Source organism: Curtobacterium sp. MWU13-2055, from assembly GCF_023242305.1.
In the GTDB taxonomy this organism is placed as follows: Bacteria; Actinomycetota; Actinomycetes; order Actinomycetales; family Microbacteriaceae; genus Curtobacterium.
Genome location: NZ_JALLIO010000004.1, coordinates 71,320 through 86,265 on the forward strand (window position 1 = coordinate 71,320; position 14,946 = coordinate 86,265).

14 protein-coding genes are annotated in these 14,946 nt (G+C 70.9%); 5 read left to right on the forward strand and 9 right to left on the reverse strand.

The features are described 5' to 3' along the window. Positions 1-15 precede the first annotated feature (15 nt). A complete protein-coding gene (locus M4960_RS10485) occupies positions 16-1,287 on the forward strand; it encodes an AI-2E family transporter (protein WP_243648880.1) in 1,272 nt (423 codons plus the stop codon). Here the strand turns inward: M4960_RS10485 and M4960_RS10490 are convergent. Both M4960_RS10490 and dapE read right to left on the reverse strand, forming a co-directional pair. Next, positions 1,266-2,510, reverse strand: a complete 1,245-nt coding sequence (locus M4960_RS10490; protein WP_248704200.1) for a hypothetical protein — start codon at positions 2,508-2,510, stop codon at positions 1,266-1,268. The two genes, M4960_RS10485 and M4960_RS10490, sit on opposite strands and share 22 nt — an antisense overlap. Next, entirely contained in the window at positions 2,495-3,577 is a 1,083-nt protein-coding gene (gene dapE, locus M4960_RS10495; RefSeq protein WP_248704201.1) for a succinyl-diaminopimelate desuccinylase, read from the reverse strand. Before dapE ends, M4960_RS10490 begins: the two co-directional genes overlap by 16 nt. A gap of 131 nt (positions 3,578-3,708) precedes the next feature. Between dapE and dapD the strand changes: the two genes are divergently transcribed. Further along, the gene (dapD, locus tag M4960_RS10500; protein ID WP_248704202.1) at positions 3,709-4,695 is read left to right on the forward strand and encodes a 2,3,4,5-tetrahydropyridine-2,6-dicarboxylate N-succinyltransferase; all 987 of its coding nucleotides are present in this window, start codon (positions 3,709-3,711) and stop codon (positions 4,693-4,695) included. A 76-nt stretch (positions 4,696-4,771) separates the two neighbouring features. On the opposite strand, the gene M4960_RS10505 is transcribed toward dapD, so the two are convergent. From M4960_RS10505 to typA, 7 genes are all read right to left on the reverse strand, one after another. Further along, positions 4,772-6,070: a citrate synthase gene (locus M4960_RS10505; RefSeq protein ID WP_123340789.1), complete on the reverse strand. Its 1,299-nt coding sequence runs from the start codon at positions 6,068-6,070 to the stop codon at positions 4,772-4,774. A gap of 184 nt (positions 6,071-6,254) precedes the next feature. Next, positions 6,255-7,373, reverse strand: coding sequence for a succinyldiaminopimelate transaminase (dapC, locus tag M4960_RS10510; protein ID WP_248704203.1), 1,119 nt, complete (start codon positions 7,371-7,373; stop codon positions 6,255-6,257). Between the two features lie 13 nt (positions 7,374-7,386). Beyond that, positions 7,387-7,704, reverse strand: coding sequence for a ferredoxin (gene fdxA / locus M4960_RS10515; protein ID WP_069711637.1), 318 nt, complete (start codon positions 7,702-7,704; stop codon positions 7,387-7,389). Positions 7,705-7,739: 35 nt separating this feature from the next. After that, positions 7,740-8,930, reverse strand: coding sequence for a PIG-L family deacetylase (locus M4960_RS10520; RefSeq protein WP_248704204.1), 1,191 nt, complete (start codon positions 8,928-8,930; stop codon positions 7,740-7,742). Positions 8,931-8,949: 19 nt separating this feature from the next. Further along, a complete protein-coding gene (locus tag M4960_RS10525) occupies positions 8,950-9,492 on the reverse strand; it encodes a hypothetical protein (protein ID WP_123673112.1) in 543 nt (180 codons plus the stop codon). Between the two features lie 112 nt (positions 9,493-9,604). Continuing rightward, entirely contained in the window at positions 9,605-10,798 is a 1,194-nt protein-coding gene (locus M4960_RS10530; protein WP_185021049.1) for an amidohydrolase, read from the reverse strand. Positions 10,799-10,864: 66 nt separating this feature from the next. Continuing rightward, entirely contained in the window at positions 10,865-12,787 is a 1,923-nt protein-coding gene (typA, locus tag M4960_RS10535; protein WP_111084979.1) for a translational GTPase TypA, read from the reverse strand. Between the two features lie 121 nt (positions 12,788-12,908). On the opposite strand from typA, the gene M4960_RS10540 reads away from it, so the two are divergent. The 3 genes from M4960_RS10540 to M4960_RS10550 all read left to right on the forward strand — a co-directional run bounded on the left by M4960_RS10540 (position 12,909) and on the right by M4960_RS10550 (position 14,915). Then, positions 12,909-13,658 (forward strand): CPBP family intramembrane glutamic endopeptidase, encoded by a 750-nt coding sequence (locus M4960_RS10540; RefSeq protein WP_131921583.1) that lies wholly within the window; start codon positions 12,909-12,911, stop codon positions 13,656-13,658. Between the two features lie 9 nt (positions 13,659-13,667). After that, complete coding sequence (locus tag M4960_RS10545; protein ID WP_131878336.1) at positions 13,668-14,147, forward strand: peroxiredoxin; 480 nt, start codon at positions 13,668-13,670, stop codon at positions 14,145-14,147. Positions 14,148-14,363: 216 nt separating this feature from the next. Next, positions 14,364-14,915, forward strand: a complete 552-nt coding sequence (locus M4960_RS10550; protein WP_248704205.1) for a PH domain-containing protein — start codon at positions 14,364-14,366, stop codon at positions 14,913-14,915. Positions 14,916-14,946 lie beyond the last annotated feature (31 nt).

The window sequence follows — 14,946 nt, forward strand, 5'->3', positions numbered from 1 at the left end:
TCGTAACCTTGGCGGATGCCGAACATCCGCTCCATGCGCCGTCAGTCCCCCAACGGACGTCCCGAGCGGGCCGGGCGGACCGGACCGGCCGAGCGGACCGGTCCGGCCGGACGATCCGCGCGGTCCGACGACGCAGTGCCCGCTGGCCTGCGGATCGGCGCGGCGTTCACCTGGCGCATCCTCGTCGTGGGTGCCGGCCTCGCCGTCCTGGTGGCGCTGGTCGTGCTGCTGCAGGACATCGTGGTGCCGTTCCTCATCGCGCTGCTCGTGTGCGCACTGCTCATGCCGATGTCGTCGTTCCTGCAGCGGCACCGGTGGCCGAAGTGGACGGCGGTGCTGTCGAGCCTGGTGGCCCTGGTGCTGGCGCTCGGCGGGCTGGCGCTGCTCGTCACCGAGCAGGTGCGGTCCGACCTGCCGTCGCTCGAACGCCGGCTCCACCACAGCGTGCAGTCCCTGCGGACCCTGCTCGACAGCGAGCCGTTCGGGATCACGGCCAAGGACGTCGACTCGTGGGTGTCGAACGGCTTCGACTACCTGCAGGCGCACGCCTCGACGATCCTGTCCGGGTTCCAGGCCGCCGGCACCGGCGCCGTGCACGTGCTCGAGGGGCTGTTCATCATCGTGTTCACGACGCTGTTCGTGCTCATCGACGGCCCGCGCATCTGGGGGTGGGTCGTCCGGCTCTTCCCGCGCCGGGCACGTGCTCGCATCGACGTCGCCGGGCACGCCGGCTGGAAGACCCTGACGAGCTTCATCCGCGTCCAGCTCGTGGTCGCCGTCACGGACGCCCTCGGTGTCACCATCGGCGCGCTCGCGCTGCAGATCCCGCTGGCGATCCCGATCGGCGTGATCGTGTTCTTCGGCGCGTTCGTCCCGGTCGTCGGGGCGATCGTCGCCGGTGCGGTCGCGGTGCTCATCGCCCTGGTCTTCAACGGCTGGGTGCCGGCGCTCGTGATGCTCGGCATCGTGGTCGTCGTGCAGCAGCTCGAGAGCCACGTCCTGCACCCGTTCCTGACCGGCACGGCCGTCAAGGTCCACCCGCTCGGGGTCGTCCTCGGGGTGACCGCGGGCACGACGATCGCGGGTGTCGTCGGCGCGTTCTTCGCGGTGCCGTTCATCGCCACCGTCAACGCGATGGTCGTGGCGGCGGCGAACTGGCGGCCGGGTGACCCGGAGCCGATGTCAGCGACGGTGCCGAAGCGCGAGCGGAGCGGCCCCGCCGCACGGCTCCTGGCCCGCGCCCAGGCCCGTGAGCGCCGTGCCGATCACGGCGGGGTCCAGTCGTAGCCGTCGATCCACCAGCAGTAGTACAGCCAGACCCACTGCAGCCCGACGAACGCCACCACGACGGCCACCCGGTAGACGCGGGACCGCGGCAGCGCCACGATGCCGAGCAGCGGCGCGATCGGCACCAGGATCCGCCAGGTGCTCGACTGCGGGAAGAACACGGCGAGCAGGTACACGACGTAGGCGATGCCCCAGAGGCGCAGCTCGATCCCGATCACCCGGGCTGCGGGCATGCAGACGAACGCCACGAATCCGACGACCACGACGGCCAGCAGGACCCCGCCGGCGGGCTGGTGGAACCACCACCCGAAGCCCTGGATCCACGGCGCGAACGGCACGAGCTCCTGCCACCCGACGTAGGACGACCGCCAGGCGAGCTCGGTGTCGGTGTACGCCTTGGGCACCCCGGTGACGGCCCAGGCGATCGCCGGCCACGCCAGGCCGACCAGTCCGGACACGACCGCGACCACGGCGGGCGGCACGAGGCGGCGCAGGGTGAGCGGCTCCGACGACCGCACCCACGCGGGCCGGATCGCCCAGGCGCCGACGAACAGCACGACGAGCAGCGCGAACGCGAGCCCGGTCGGCCGGGTCATGCCGAGCAGGAGCACGACGGGCAGCATCGTCCACCACCGCCGGTCGACCATGAGCAGCAGCGCGACGAGCAGCAGGAACAGCCCCATCGACTCGGCGTACGCCACCTGGAACATCGCCGACACGGGCGCGACGCAGAACAGCACCGTGGCGAAGGTCGCCCGCGCCGGGTCGACGAAGCGCCCCATCAGGCGACGGAACACGAGCGCGGCGCCGAGTCCGGCGAGCAGCGAGACCGCCACCGCGACGAACTCGAACGACGCTCCGGTGAGCAGCATCAGGCCGCGCACCAGGAACGGGTACGCGGGCATGAACGCCCACGCGTTCTCGGTCACGTGCCCTGCCGCGTCCACGGGCAGGGTCGACGGGTACCCGCCGGTCGCGATCACGCGGTACCAGGCGCCGTCCCAGATGGACGCGAACGACAGGTACGCCGGGTGCTGGACGGTGAACGAGTTCGCCGCCTGCACGCTCGCGAAGGCCTGCATCATCAGTCCGGTGACGAACCGGGCGAGCACGTAGACGACCGTGATGCGGACCCACCACGGCACCACCCGGTAGCGGGCGCGCCAGCGGGTGCGTGCTGGGGTCGGCCGGGTGGCCCCGGCCGTCGTCAGGCCGTCAGCCACCGACGGAGGCCGGCCTCGACCGCGGTGATCTGCGCGACCGGGACCTGCTCGTCGTCGTGGTGGGCGAAGACGGGTTCGCCGGGTCCGTAGTTGACCGCGGGCACCCCGAGCGCCGAGAAGCGGGCGACGTCGGTCCAGCCGTACTTCGGGCGGGGCTCCGGGCCACCGACCGCCGACACGAAGTCCTGCGCGAGCGGGGCGTCGAGGCCGGGGCGGGCACCGGCGGCGAGGTCGACGATGGTCACGTCGTAGCCGTCGAAGAGTTCGCGGATGTGCGCCACGGCCTCGTCGGCCGAACGCGACGGCGCGAAGCGGTAGTTCACGTGCACCATCGCCTCGTCCGGGATGATGTTGCCCGCGATGCCGCCGCTGATCCCGACGGCGTTGAGGCCCTCGCGGTACTCGAGCCCGTCGACCGTGACGGTGCGGGGCTCGTAGGCGGCCAGCGTGGCGAGGATCGGTGCCGTCTTGTGGATCGCGTTGTCGCCGATCCAGCTGCGGGCGCTGTGCGAGCGCTTGCCGAACGTGCGGATCTCGGCGCGGAGGTTGCCGTTGCAGCCACCCTCGATCTGCGCGCCGGACGGCTCCCCCAGGATGGCGAAGTCGGCGGCCAGCAGTTCCGGACGGGTCCGGGCGAGACGACCGAGGCCGTTCAGCAGGTCGCTGACCTCTTCGTGGTCGTACCAGACCCACGTGACGTCGACCGAGGACTCGACCAGGTCGTACGCGAGCTTGAGCTGCACCGCGCAACCCGCCTTCATGTCGACGGTGCCGCGACCCCACAGGATCTCGGTGCCGTCTTTGGCGGTGCGGAACTCGGTCGGCAGGTTGTCGTTGAGCGGCACGGTGTCGATGTGCCCGGCGATCACGACGCGGCGGTCGCGGCCGAGGTTCGTGCGGGCGACGATCGCGTCGCCGTCGCGGATCACCTCGAGGTGCGGCAGCGGTGCGAGCACCGCCTCGATCGCGTCAGCGAGGGCCTGCTCGTTCCCCGACACCGATTCGATGTCGCAGATGGCACGGGTGATGTCGATGGACGAGGCGGTGAGGTCGAGCTGCTCCGGCATGCGGTCACCTTATCTGCCGTCGCTCCCGTCGCGCTGGCCCACGGCACGGCGGCCGGGAGGCACGGTGCGCTTCCGCAGCGTCCGTCCGGTCGGTCCGGTACTCCCGTCCAGTGCGTCGGTACCCTGGTGCGGTGACCGACACGACCGCTGCCACCGACCCGACCGCCACCGCCGACCGCCCGACGCACGCCTGGGGCCACGGCCTCGCGACGATCGCCGCCGACGGCACGACGCTCGACACTTGGTACCCGGAGACCCACCTCGGCCCGCTGCCCGCTGACGCGGTGTTCCCGGCAGCACTGCAGGCGCACGTCAGCGACGACCCCCGCCGCGAGGTCCGGATCGAGGCCGTCACCACCGAGGTCACCATCGACGCCGCCCCGACCAGCACCGAGGACGCGTACCTGCGCCTGCACCTGCTGAGCCATCTGCACGTGCGTCCGAACACCATCAACCTCGACGGTGTCTTCGGGTACCTCCCGATCGTCGCGTGGACGAACGCGGGGCCGGTCCACCCGGAGTCCCTGACCCGCCTGCGCCCGTCGCTGCAGCGCACGGGCATCGCCGTGCACGCCATCGACAAGTTCCCCCGTCTGGTCGACTACGTCGTGCCGGACCGCGTCCGCATCGGTGACGCCAACCGCGTCCGTCTCGGGGCGCACCTGGCGCCGGGCACGACCGTCATGCACGAGGGCTTCGTGAACTTCAACGCCGGCACCCTCGGCGACGCCATGATCGAGGGCCGTGTCTCGCAGGGCGTCGTCGTCGGCAACGGCACCGACATCGGCGGCGGGGCGTCCATCATGGGCACGCTCTCCGGCGGCGGCACGCACCGGGTCTCCCTGGGCGAGCGCGCGCTGCTCGGTGCGAACGCGGGTCTCGGCATCTCCCTCGGCGACGACTCCGTCATCGAGGCCGGCCTGTACGTCACGGCCGGCACGAAGGTCGTCCTGGTCGGCGCCGCACCGAACCCGGACGGCACGCCGAAGACCGTCAAGGCCGCCGAGCTGTCCGGCACCCCGAACGTCCTGTTCCGGCGCAACAGCGTCAGCGGCGCCGTCGAGGCGCTGCAGCGCAAGGGCGAGGGCATCCAGCTCAACACCGCGCTCCACGCGTAGGCCTGGCCCTGCGAAAGCGACAGAGTCCCGCGAACTGTTCGCGGGACTCTGTCGCTTTCACGAGTGAGAACGCGCGTCAGCGTGCGGGGAGGTCCCGCTTCGGCGCACCCACGTAGAGCTGCTGCGGGCGACCGATCTTGTTGAGCGGGTCGTTGTTCAGCTCGCGCCACTGCGCGATCCAGCCGGGCAGGCGGCCGATCGCGAACAGCACCGTGAACATCCGCGGCGGGAACCCCATCGCCTTGTAGATGATGCCGGTGTAGAAGTCGACGTTCGGGTACAGCTTGCGGTCGATGAAGTACTGGTCGCTCAGCGCGATCTGCTCGAGCTCCTTCGCGATGTCGAGCAGGTCGTCCTGCACGCCGAGGGACTCGAGCACCTCGTCCGCCGACTCCTTGACGAGCTTCGCGCGGGGGTCGTAGTTCTTGTAGACGCGGTGTCCGAAGCCCATGAGCTTCACGCCGCGCTCCTTGTTCTTCACCCGCTCGACGAAGCGCTGCACCGGCTCGCCGGAGTCCTTGATCTGCTGCAGCATCTCGAGCACGGCCTCGTTCGCGCCGCCGTGCAGCGGCCCGTACAGGGCGTTGATGCCGGCCGAGATCGAGGCGAACATGTTCGCCTTCGTCGAGCCGACCAGGCGGACCGTCGCGGTGGAGGCGTTCTGCTCGTGGTCCTCGTGCAGGATGAGGAGCCGGTCGAGGGCCTTCGACAGCACCGGGTTCGGCTGGTAGGTCTCGGCCATGGTGCCGAAGTTCAGGCGCAGGAAGTTGTCGACGAACGACAGCCCGTTGTCCGGGTACAGGAACGCCTGCCCGATGGACTTCTTGTGCGCGTACGCGGCGATCACCGGCAGCTTGGCGAGCAGCCGCACGGTCTGCAGCTCGACCTTCTCCGGGTCGTCGACGTCCATGTCGTCCTCGTAGTACGTCGACAGGGCACTGACGGCGCTGGACAGCACGGACATCGGGTGCGCGGAGTGCGGGAGCGCGTCGAACAGGCGCCGGAGGTCCTCGTGCAGCAGGGTGTGCCGACGGATCCGGGCGTCGAAGTCGGCGAGTTCGGACTCGTCGGGCAGCTCGCCGTAGATCAGGAGCCACGCGACCTCGAGGAAGGTGCAGTTCGACGCGACCTGGTCGATCGGGTACCCGCGGTACCGCAGGATGCCCTCGTCGCCGTCGATGTAGGTGATCGCGCTCTTGGTCGACCCGGTGTTCACGAACCCGTAGTCGAGCGTGTTCATCCCGGTCTGCTTCTTGAACGTCGAGATGTCCATCGTGGACGCGCCGTCGACGCTCGGCAGGATCGGGAACTCCGCGCTACCGCCCGGGTACGTCAGCGTCGCGGTCTCGCCCGTCTGTTCGGCGGCGGGACTCACGGGCACGGGCGTCGTGGGCGGTGTGGCCGTCTTCTGAGCGTCGTTGGCAGTGTCAGTCACGTTGACAGCCTAATCGCGGCGTCTGTCGCTCGTGCACACATCGATGGTCACGACTTGATGGGAACCCCCGGTTGCGCTCCGGGCGGAATGCACGATCCAGCCGGTCGCGGGGTCCGTCCCCGCGCTACGCGGTGCCGAGCCGACGGCTGCTGGCCAGCCGCTGGGCCGCCGCTGCGATGCGCTCGTCGGTCGCCGTGAGGGCCACCCGGACGTGCTCCCCGCCCGCTGTGCCGTAGAACGTGCCCGGTGCGACGAGGATCCCCCGGTCGGCCAACCACGACACCGTGTCGAGCGCCGGCTCACCGCGGGTCGCCCAGAGGTACAGGCCAGCCTCGCTGTGGTCGATGCGGAAGCCGGCGTCCTCGAGTGCCCGTCGGAGCATGTTCCGGCGCGCCCGGTAGCGGGTCTTCTGCTGCTGCACGTGGGTCTGGTCCGCGAGTGCGACGATCATCGCTTCCTGCACCGGCAGCGGCGGCATGAGCCCCGCGTGCTTCCGGACCGCGAGCACGTCGGCGAGGATCCGGGCGTCACCGGCGACGAACGCCGCGCGGTACCCGGCCAGGTTCGACTGCTTCGACAGCGAGTACACGCTGAGCACGCCGTCGACCGAGTCGCCGACGACGCGGGGGTCGAGGATCGTGGGGGTCGGGGTGGTCGCGTACTGCGGGTCCCAGCCGAGCTCGGCGTAGCACTCGTCGCCGACGATGACGGCACCGAGTTGGCGGGCCCGGTCGACCGCTGCGCGCAGGTCGTCGATGGAGAGCACGCGGCCGTCGGGGTTGCCGGGCGAGTTCAGCCACACCAGCTTCGTCGTCGCCGGCCACGCGGCCGGGTCGTCCGAGGCGAGGGCGTCGGCACCGACCAGGGCCGCACCGAGCTCGTAGGTGGGGTACGCAGCGGCGGGGAACACCACGGTGTCGCCGGCGCCGATGCCGAGCCAGAGCGCCAGGCCGGCGATGAACTCCTTCGACCCGATCGTCGGCAGCGTGTGCGCCTCGGTCAGCTGCACCCCGTGCCGGCGGCCGTACCAGTCGGCGATGGCCTGCCGCAGCGCCGGGGTGCCGGCGACCTGCGGGTAGGCGTGCGCGTCGGTGGCGTCGGCGAGAGCACGCCGGACGACCTCGGGGGTGGGGTCGACGGGCGAGCCGACGCTGAGGTCGACGATGCCGCCCTCGTACCCGGCCGCGCGCTGCTTGAACGGGACGAGCTGGTCCCAGGGGAAGTCGGGCAGGTCGAGCGCCACGTGCGTGTCCGGCTCAGCCGCGGGGCGGTTCGGCCATGACGACCGGGTGGTCCTTGTGGATCACACCGACCTTCGCGGCGCCACCGGGCGAGCCGACTTCCTGGAAGAACTCGACGTTGGCCTTGTAGTAGTCGGCCCACTCGTCGGGCAGGTCGTCCTCGTAGTAGATGGCCTCGACCGGGCACACCGGCTCGCACGCACCGCAGTCGACGCACTCGTCGGGGTGGATGTACAGCGAGCGGTCGCCCTCGTAGATGCAGTCGACGGGGCATTCGTCGATGCAGGCACGGTCCTTGACGTCGACACAGGGCTGGGCGATCACGTAGGTCACGGTTCGGGTGCTCCCTTCGACGAGCGGGTTCGAGTCTACTCGCGGCCCGGGGCCGTCCGGGACCGCAGCCCCGACAGGTCCGGCCACGCGAGCACCAGGGCGGCGATGACGGCGGGGGCGAACGTCCACACGTACCCGGCCGCGTTCGCCAGCACGAGCGGCGAGCCCTGGCCACCGACGGAGACGAGCACCTGGGTGGCGACGAGGATGCCGATGCCGATCGCGGCGACCATCGCCCGCGACCGGTACAGCAGCCGGATGCCCACGGTCAGCCCGATCACGAGCAGCGTGGTGATCACCATGCCGATCGGGAACGCGGCGGCGCCGACGGTCTGCTGGTGCGTCACGGTGCCCAGTCCGCCGGTGACGAGCCCGAGCACGAGCGCGACGGCGACCGCGGCGACCTTTCCCTGGCCGGACATCTCGGCGTAGGTCTGCGGTGCCGGGGGCTGCGGGTCGGCGTCGTGCCGGAAGGCCTCGACGGCGGGGGCGTGCTCGCGGACGCCGTGCGGCATCACCCACGACAGCGCGGTCGGGTCGGCGGGGTCGACCGGGTCGACGGTGACCTGCGAGCGGTACTGCTCGACGGCGGCACGCACCTTCGCCCGCACCGGCAGGACGTCGACGGTGACGTCGGCGTCCCCGAAGTCCGGGGCGACGATCATCGAGAACGCCACTTCCTCTGCCCGGGCCGCGTACCGAGCAGCGTGGTGCACACGCACGTGGTCGGGGTGGCCGTACCCGCCGTCGTCGGCGTAGCTCACGACCGCGTCGGCACCGGTGGAGCGGATCGCGGCACGGACGTCGTCGACGACCTCGCCCAGGTCGGCGGCGGTCAGCGAGTCGACGGGGGCGTCGTCGGCGGCGGTCGCCCGCCCGTCCGGCCCCCACTGCATGCCGGAGTCGACGTACCGGCGTTCCGGCAGGTCGGTGGGCCGGGCACCGCGCCCGCCGAGCCACAGGTGCGCCGGGCCGCCGAGGGCCGCGAGCGCCGCGTCGATCTCGGTCTCGCGGTGCGCGGCGACGCGTTGTGCGTCGCCGGCCAGGGGTGCGAGCCGCTCGGTGAGCATCTCGCCGCGCTCACCGCGGGTCGCCGTCAACACGGTGACCTCGGCGCCGAGCTCGAGCAGGGTCGCGATCGTCCCACCGGACGACAGGGTCTCGTCGTCGGGGTGGGCGTGCACGAACAGGACGCGCTCGGGGCGCGTGACGGAGGCCTTCGACATCGCCCCCAAGGGTACGGGACTAGCGGGCCGTGACGATGTAGGTCGCGGTGACGCCGTCGTCGCCGTCCGAGAACGTGAGCACGACGCGGTACCCGTCGCTGCGGAACATCCCGAACGCACTCGACGAGTCGGCGCGCTTCGCCGACTCGGTGTAACCGGCGTCGGCGAGCTGCTGCGCGGCGGAGGCGAAGTCGTCGACCGACCCAGCGCGCACCTGAACGACCCACCCGGAGCCGTTCGGTCCCGCTCCCCCGCCGAGCACCGTGCCGTCGACGAGCGGCACGTCGGACGACGGGAACCCGTCGGGCACCTTGCCGTCAGAGGTGACGTTCGCACCCTTGAGCGCCGTGTCGAGCGCCCCGTCGATGCCGCCCGCGACCGAGGACATGCCGTCCTGGATCGCCTTGCCGTCGATGCCCGCGACGCCGTCCGCGACCGTCGAGGCCACCGAGGACCCGAGGTCCGTCGCCTGCTTCACGGAGTCGGACGAGCAGCCGGTGAGTCCGGCCAGGGCGATGCCGGCGGCGACGGCGGCGATCAGCGGGGTACGGAGGGAACGCATGCGCCGACGGTAACGGGTGAGCCGGGAGGCACGGCGCGAGTTGGCTGTGAACGTCCTGTCCCCGGGACGGTCACCCGCGCGGCGCGGCCGCCCCGCGCCTCCCGTCCGCCCGTCAGGCGACGTAGGCGCGCGTCGCGGCGACCAAGGCGTCGACGCCCACCGGGATCGCGGTCTCGGCCTGCGGCGCGTAGAACGGCGAGTGGTTGCTCGGGATGTCGTCGCCGCGGCGGAACAGCTCCGGGTCGGTGATCCCCGTGAACCAGTACACGAGCGGGACGCCCGCCGCCGTCGCGAGCTGCCCGACGTCCTCCGACGCCATCGCCAGCCCGATCTCGAGCTCGCGCGCACCCGGTACGGCGGCGCTGACGGCCGCGAGCACCCGGGCAGCGGACTCCGCGTCGTTCACGGTCACCTCGGCACCGGGCGACCGCACGATCGTCGGCTCCGGCAGCCCGCCGGCGTCGCTCTCGGCACGGACGATCCGCTCGATCGACGCGATGATCCGCGCCCGGGTCTCCTCGTTGCGGGCACGCGTCGAGATCTCGATGACGGCCTGGTCGGGGATGATGTTGGCGCGGGTGCCGGCGTGGAAGCTGCCGACGGTGACGACGCCGGCGTCGCTCGGCGAGACCTCGCGCGAGACGACGGTCTGCAGCCGGACGACGGCGGACGCGGCGGTGACGACCGGGTCGAGGGATGCCTGCGGCGCGGACCCGTGCGCCCCGCGACCGTTGAAGGTCACGGTGAGCCGGTCGCTCGACGCCATCACCGGGCCGGAGCCGATCGCGACGATGCCGACCGGGGCCGGAGCCGAGTGCTGGCCGAGCACGACGTCGGGCTTCGGGAACCGGTCGACCAGGCCGTCCTCGACCATGGCGCGGGCGCCGGAGATGACCTCCTCCGCCGGCTGGAAGACGCCGACGACCGTGCCGCTCCACTGGCCCCGGGTGGCGACGAGGCGCTCGAGCGTGCCGAGCAGCCAGGTGACGTGGATGTCGTGGCCACAGGCGTGCATCGTCGGGACGTCGTTGCCGTCCTCGTCGGTGCCGCGGTGCTGGCTGGCGTAGGACAGACCCGTCCGCTCCTGGACCGGCAGGCCGTCCATGTCGGCGCGGAGCCACACGACCGGGCCCGCGCCGTTCGACAGGACGCCGACGACACCGGTGCCACCGACGCCGGTGGTCACCTCGATGCCACCGAGTTCGGCGAGCCGGTCGGCCACGATGCCCGCAGTGCGGTGCTCCTGGAAACCGAGCTCGGGGTGGGCGTGCAGGTCCTGGTACAGCGAGAGGAGGTCGAGGGTCACGGCATCCACCGTAACCCCCGACCTCCTCAGGTCGTGCTCTTGCTGACGCGACGCGTCGCTTGGTGCTTACGCGTCCTGACGCTTCAGGCGGGCGTACGAGCGCTGGCGGGCCTGCGCGTCGAGCTCGACCTTGCGGATGCGGACGACGGCCGGGGTGACCTCGACGCACTCGTCCTCGCGCGCGAACTCCAGGCACTCCTCGAGGGAGAGCTGGCGCGACGGCGTCATCGACTCGAAGGAGTCGGCGTTCGCCGAACGCATGTTCGTGAGCTTCTTCTCCTTCGTGATGTTGACGTCCATGTCGTCGGCGCGCGAGTTCTCGCCGATGACCATGCCCTCGTAGACCTCTTCGGTGGGGTTGACGAAGAACGTCATCCGCTCCTGCAGGTTCGTGATGGCGAACGGCGTGACGACACCCGAGCGGTCGGACACGATCGAGCCGTTGATACGGGTCTGGATCGGGCCGGCCCACTCGTCGTAGCCGTGCGAGATCGCGTTGGCGATGCCGGTGCCGCGGGTCTCGGTCAGGAACGACGTGCGGAAGCCGATCAGGCCGCGCGACGGGACGATGAACTCCATGCGCACCCAGCCCGTGCCGTGGTTCGTCATGTTCTCCATGCGGCCCTTGCGAGCGGCCATGAGCTGCGTGATCGCGCCGAGGTACTCCTCCGGCGTGTCGATCGTCATGTGCTCGTACGGCTCCTGCAGCTTGCCGTTCTCGTCACGCTTCGTGACGACCTGCGGCTTGCCGACGGTGAGCTCGAAGCCCTCACGACGCATCTGCTCGACCAGGATGGCGAGCGCGAGCTCACCACGGCCCTGGACCTCCCACGCATCGGGACGACCGATGTCGAGGACCTTGAGCGAGACGTTGCCGATGAGCTCGCGGTCGAGGCGCTCCTTGACCATGCGGGCGGTCAGCTTGTGACCCTTGACCTTGCCGACGAGCGGGCTGGTGTTCGTGCCGATCGTCATCGAGATCGCCGGGTCGTCGACCGTGATGGTCGGCAGCGGGCGGACGTCCTCGGGGTCGGTCAGCGTCTCACCGATGGTGATCGTGTCGAAGCCGGCGACGGCGACGATGTCACCGGGACCCGCCGACTCGGCCGGGTAGCGCTCGAGGGCCTTGGTGATGAGGAGCTCGGTGATGCGGGCGTTCACGACGGTGCCGTCGTGCTTGACCCACGCGACCGTCTGGCCCTTCTTCATCGTGCCGTGGAAGATGCGCAGCAGCGCGAGACGACCGAGGAACGGCGACGCGTCGAGGTTGGTGACGTGGGCCTGCAGCGGGTGCTGGTCGTCGTACTTCGGCGCGGGGACGTGCTGCAGGATGGCTTCGAACAGCGGCTCGAGGTCGTCGTTGTCGGGCAGCGAGCCGTCGGCCGGCTTGTTGCGCGACGCGGCACCGGCACGACCCGAGGCGTAGACCACGGGGACGTCGAGGATCGCGTCGAGGTCGAGGTCGTCGACCTCGTCCGACAGGTCGGACGCCAGGCCGAGGAGCAGGTCCTGCGACTCGGAGACGACCTCGTCGATGCGGGAGTCGGGGCGGTCCGTCTTGTTGACGAGCAGGATCACCGGGAGCTTGGCGGCGAGCGCCTTGCGGAGCACGAAGCGCGTCTGGGGCAGCGGGCCCTCGGACGCGTCGACGAGCAGGACGACACCGTCGACCATGGAGAGGCCTCGCTCGACCTCACCACCGAAGTCGGCGTGACCCGGGGTGTCGATCACGTTGATGGTGATGGGGCCGTCCGCGCCGAACTCGGTCGCGTGCTTGCCGTTGTAGAGCACCGACGTGTTCTTCGCGAGGATCGTGATGCCCTTCTCGCGCTCGAGGTCGTTCGAGTCCATCATGCGGTCTTCGCCCTCGAAGTGGGCGTCGAACGAGTTGGTCTGCGTGAGCATCGCGTCGACGAGGGTGGTCTTGCCGTGGTCGACGTGTGCCACGATGGCGACGTTGCGCAGGTCGGACCGGGTGGCGAGCGCCATACAGGACATCCTTCAATTTCTGGGAGAGTGTCGGGCCAGTGATTTGTCGGCACCGCACCCGCGGGCAGAACGCCCGACACGCCAGTCTACCGGTAGTTCGCAACCGTCAGGAGTACAGCAGATGAGCCGACGGCGAACGTGGGTCGAGATCACCATCGTGCTGCTGCTCTCACTGGGTGCCAGCGCGCTGTACTCGATCCTCCAGATCATCGACGACCTGTCGCAGACGACCCCGCTCGGCGAGCAGTCCACGGCGCTCAACACCTCGTCGACGACGGTGCAGTACGTCGACCTGGCCCGGCAGCTGCTCGGCATCGCAGTGGACCTGGCACCGGTCGCGCTCGTCTGTTTCCTGCTGTGGAGCACGTCCCGCCCGCACCTGTCCCGGCTCGGCATCGACCGGTTCCGGGTGAAGCCCGACCTGGGCGGTCCGGCGCTCATCGCGCTGTGCATCGGGATCCCGGGGCTCGCCCTGTACTTCGCCGGGCGTGCGCTCGGCATCACGGTGGACGTGGACCCCGCTGCCCTGAACTCGTACTGGTGGACGGTGCCGGTCCTGCTGCTGTCCGCGATCCGCTCCGGCCTGCAGGAGGAGGTCATCGTGATCGGGTACCTCTACGCCCGGCTCGGCGACCTGGGCTGGGGGCGGTGGCAGGTGATCCTGTCGACGGCACTGCTGCGCGGGAGCTACCACCTGTACCAGGGCTTCGGCGCGTTCGTCGGCAACGCCGTGATGGGCATCGTGTTCGGCTGGATCTACACGAAGTGGGGCCGCCTGATGCCCCTGATCATCACGCACTGCCTGCTCGACGCCGCGGTGTTCGTCGGGTACCCCTGGGTCGCGAGCGCGTTCCCCCGGTTGTTCTCGTAGCGTGAGCACATGAGCATCCCCGAGGTCGGCGAGTCCGCGCCGACGTTCACCCTGCCGGGCATGATCGTCCGCGACGGGGTCCGCACCGACGACGAGTACGACCTGTCGTCGGAGATCGGCCGGACCGTGGTGCTCGCCTTCTACCCCGGCGACGCGACGGCCGTCTGCACCGCGCAGCTCTGCAGCTACCAGGCCGAGCTCGACGAGTTCGACGACCTGGGCGCCGTGGTGTGGGGCATCAGCCCGCAGGCCCTCGACTCGCACGAGACGTTCGCACGCGGCTCCTCGCTTACGTTCCCCCTGCTGAGCGACACCGCCGGCTCGGTGATCCGCGACTACGGCGTGCGTGCGCCGGGGATCGGACTCCGTCGGTCGGTGTTCGTGATCGGTCCCGACGGGGTCGTGCGGTGGCGGCACGTCGGCCTGGTCGGTCTGCGGTTCCCGACGGCCGAGACCATCCGAGAACAGATCGAACTGCTCGTCTCGTGACCGGATCCTGCGACTGACGCCGTTCCCGGCGTGTGGGTTTCCCGAATCCGTCGCCATGGGGTATTGACACCCGAACTGGGGGCGACGACCATTGTCGGCACGAGAGGTCCACGCAGGATCTGCCTCCCCGGGGAATCGGGTCGTCCGGAGATACGCGCTGGTGTGTCACACCCGCTCCCCGGGCGTCTCCGGGGAGGCATCTCGTAACCTCGTCCGGTGCACACCACCATCGTCGCCCCGGGCCTCCGCCGTCTCGCCATCGCCCTCTGGGTCGTCGCGGTGGCGCTCGTCCCCCTGGCACTGCTCGGTGGCAGCAACCCGTGGCTCGTCCCGGTCCCGAGCATCTGCATCGCGTTCGTGGCGTGGGCCGCGCTCTGGCGGCCGCGCATCGAGCTGACGCCCGAGCACCTGCGGATCGTGGACGTCCGCCGCACCAGCACCTACACGTGGTCGCGCGTCACCGAGGTGCGCACGAAGTACGGCATCGAGGTCGTCACGACCGAGGGCGTCCGCCGCGTCTGGATCGCGACGCGCCCGACCGCGCGGCTCACCGCCCAGGTCCAGGGCCGACCGGGAGGCCCGGATCACCTCGACGTCGACGCTGCGGCCGCGCAGGTGCTGGCCCTCGTGCCCGCCCCGGCTCCTCAGGACGGCCCGCCGCCCGCCACCGTGACGGCGGCGCCGATCACCCACCGGGTGCACGGCTGGACGGTCCTGGCGTTCGTCGTGCTCGGGATCGCGGCGTCGCTGGCGGCGGCCCGGCTGTAGCGCCCGGCGTCCACTCCCCCGCCGACGCAGA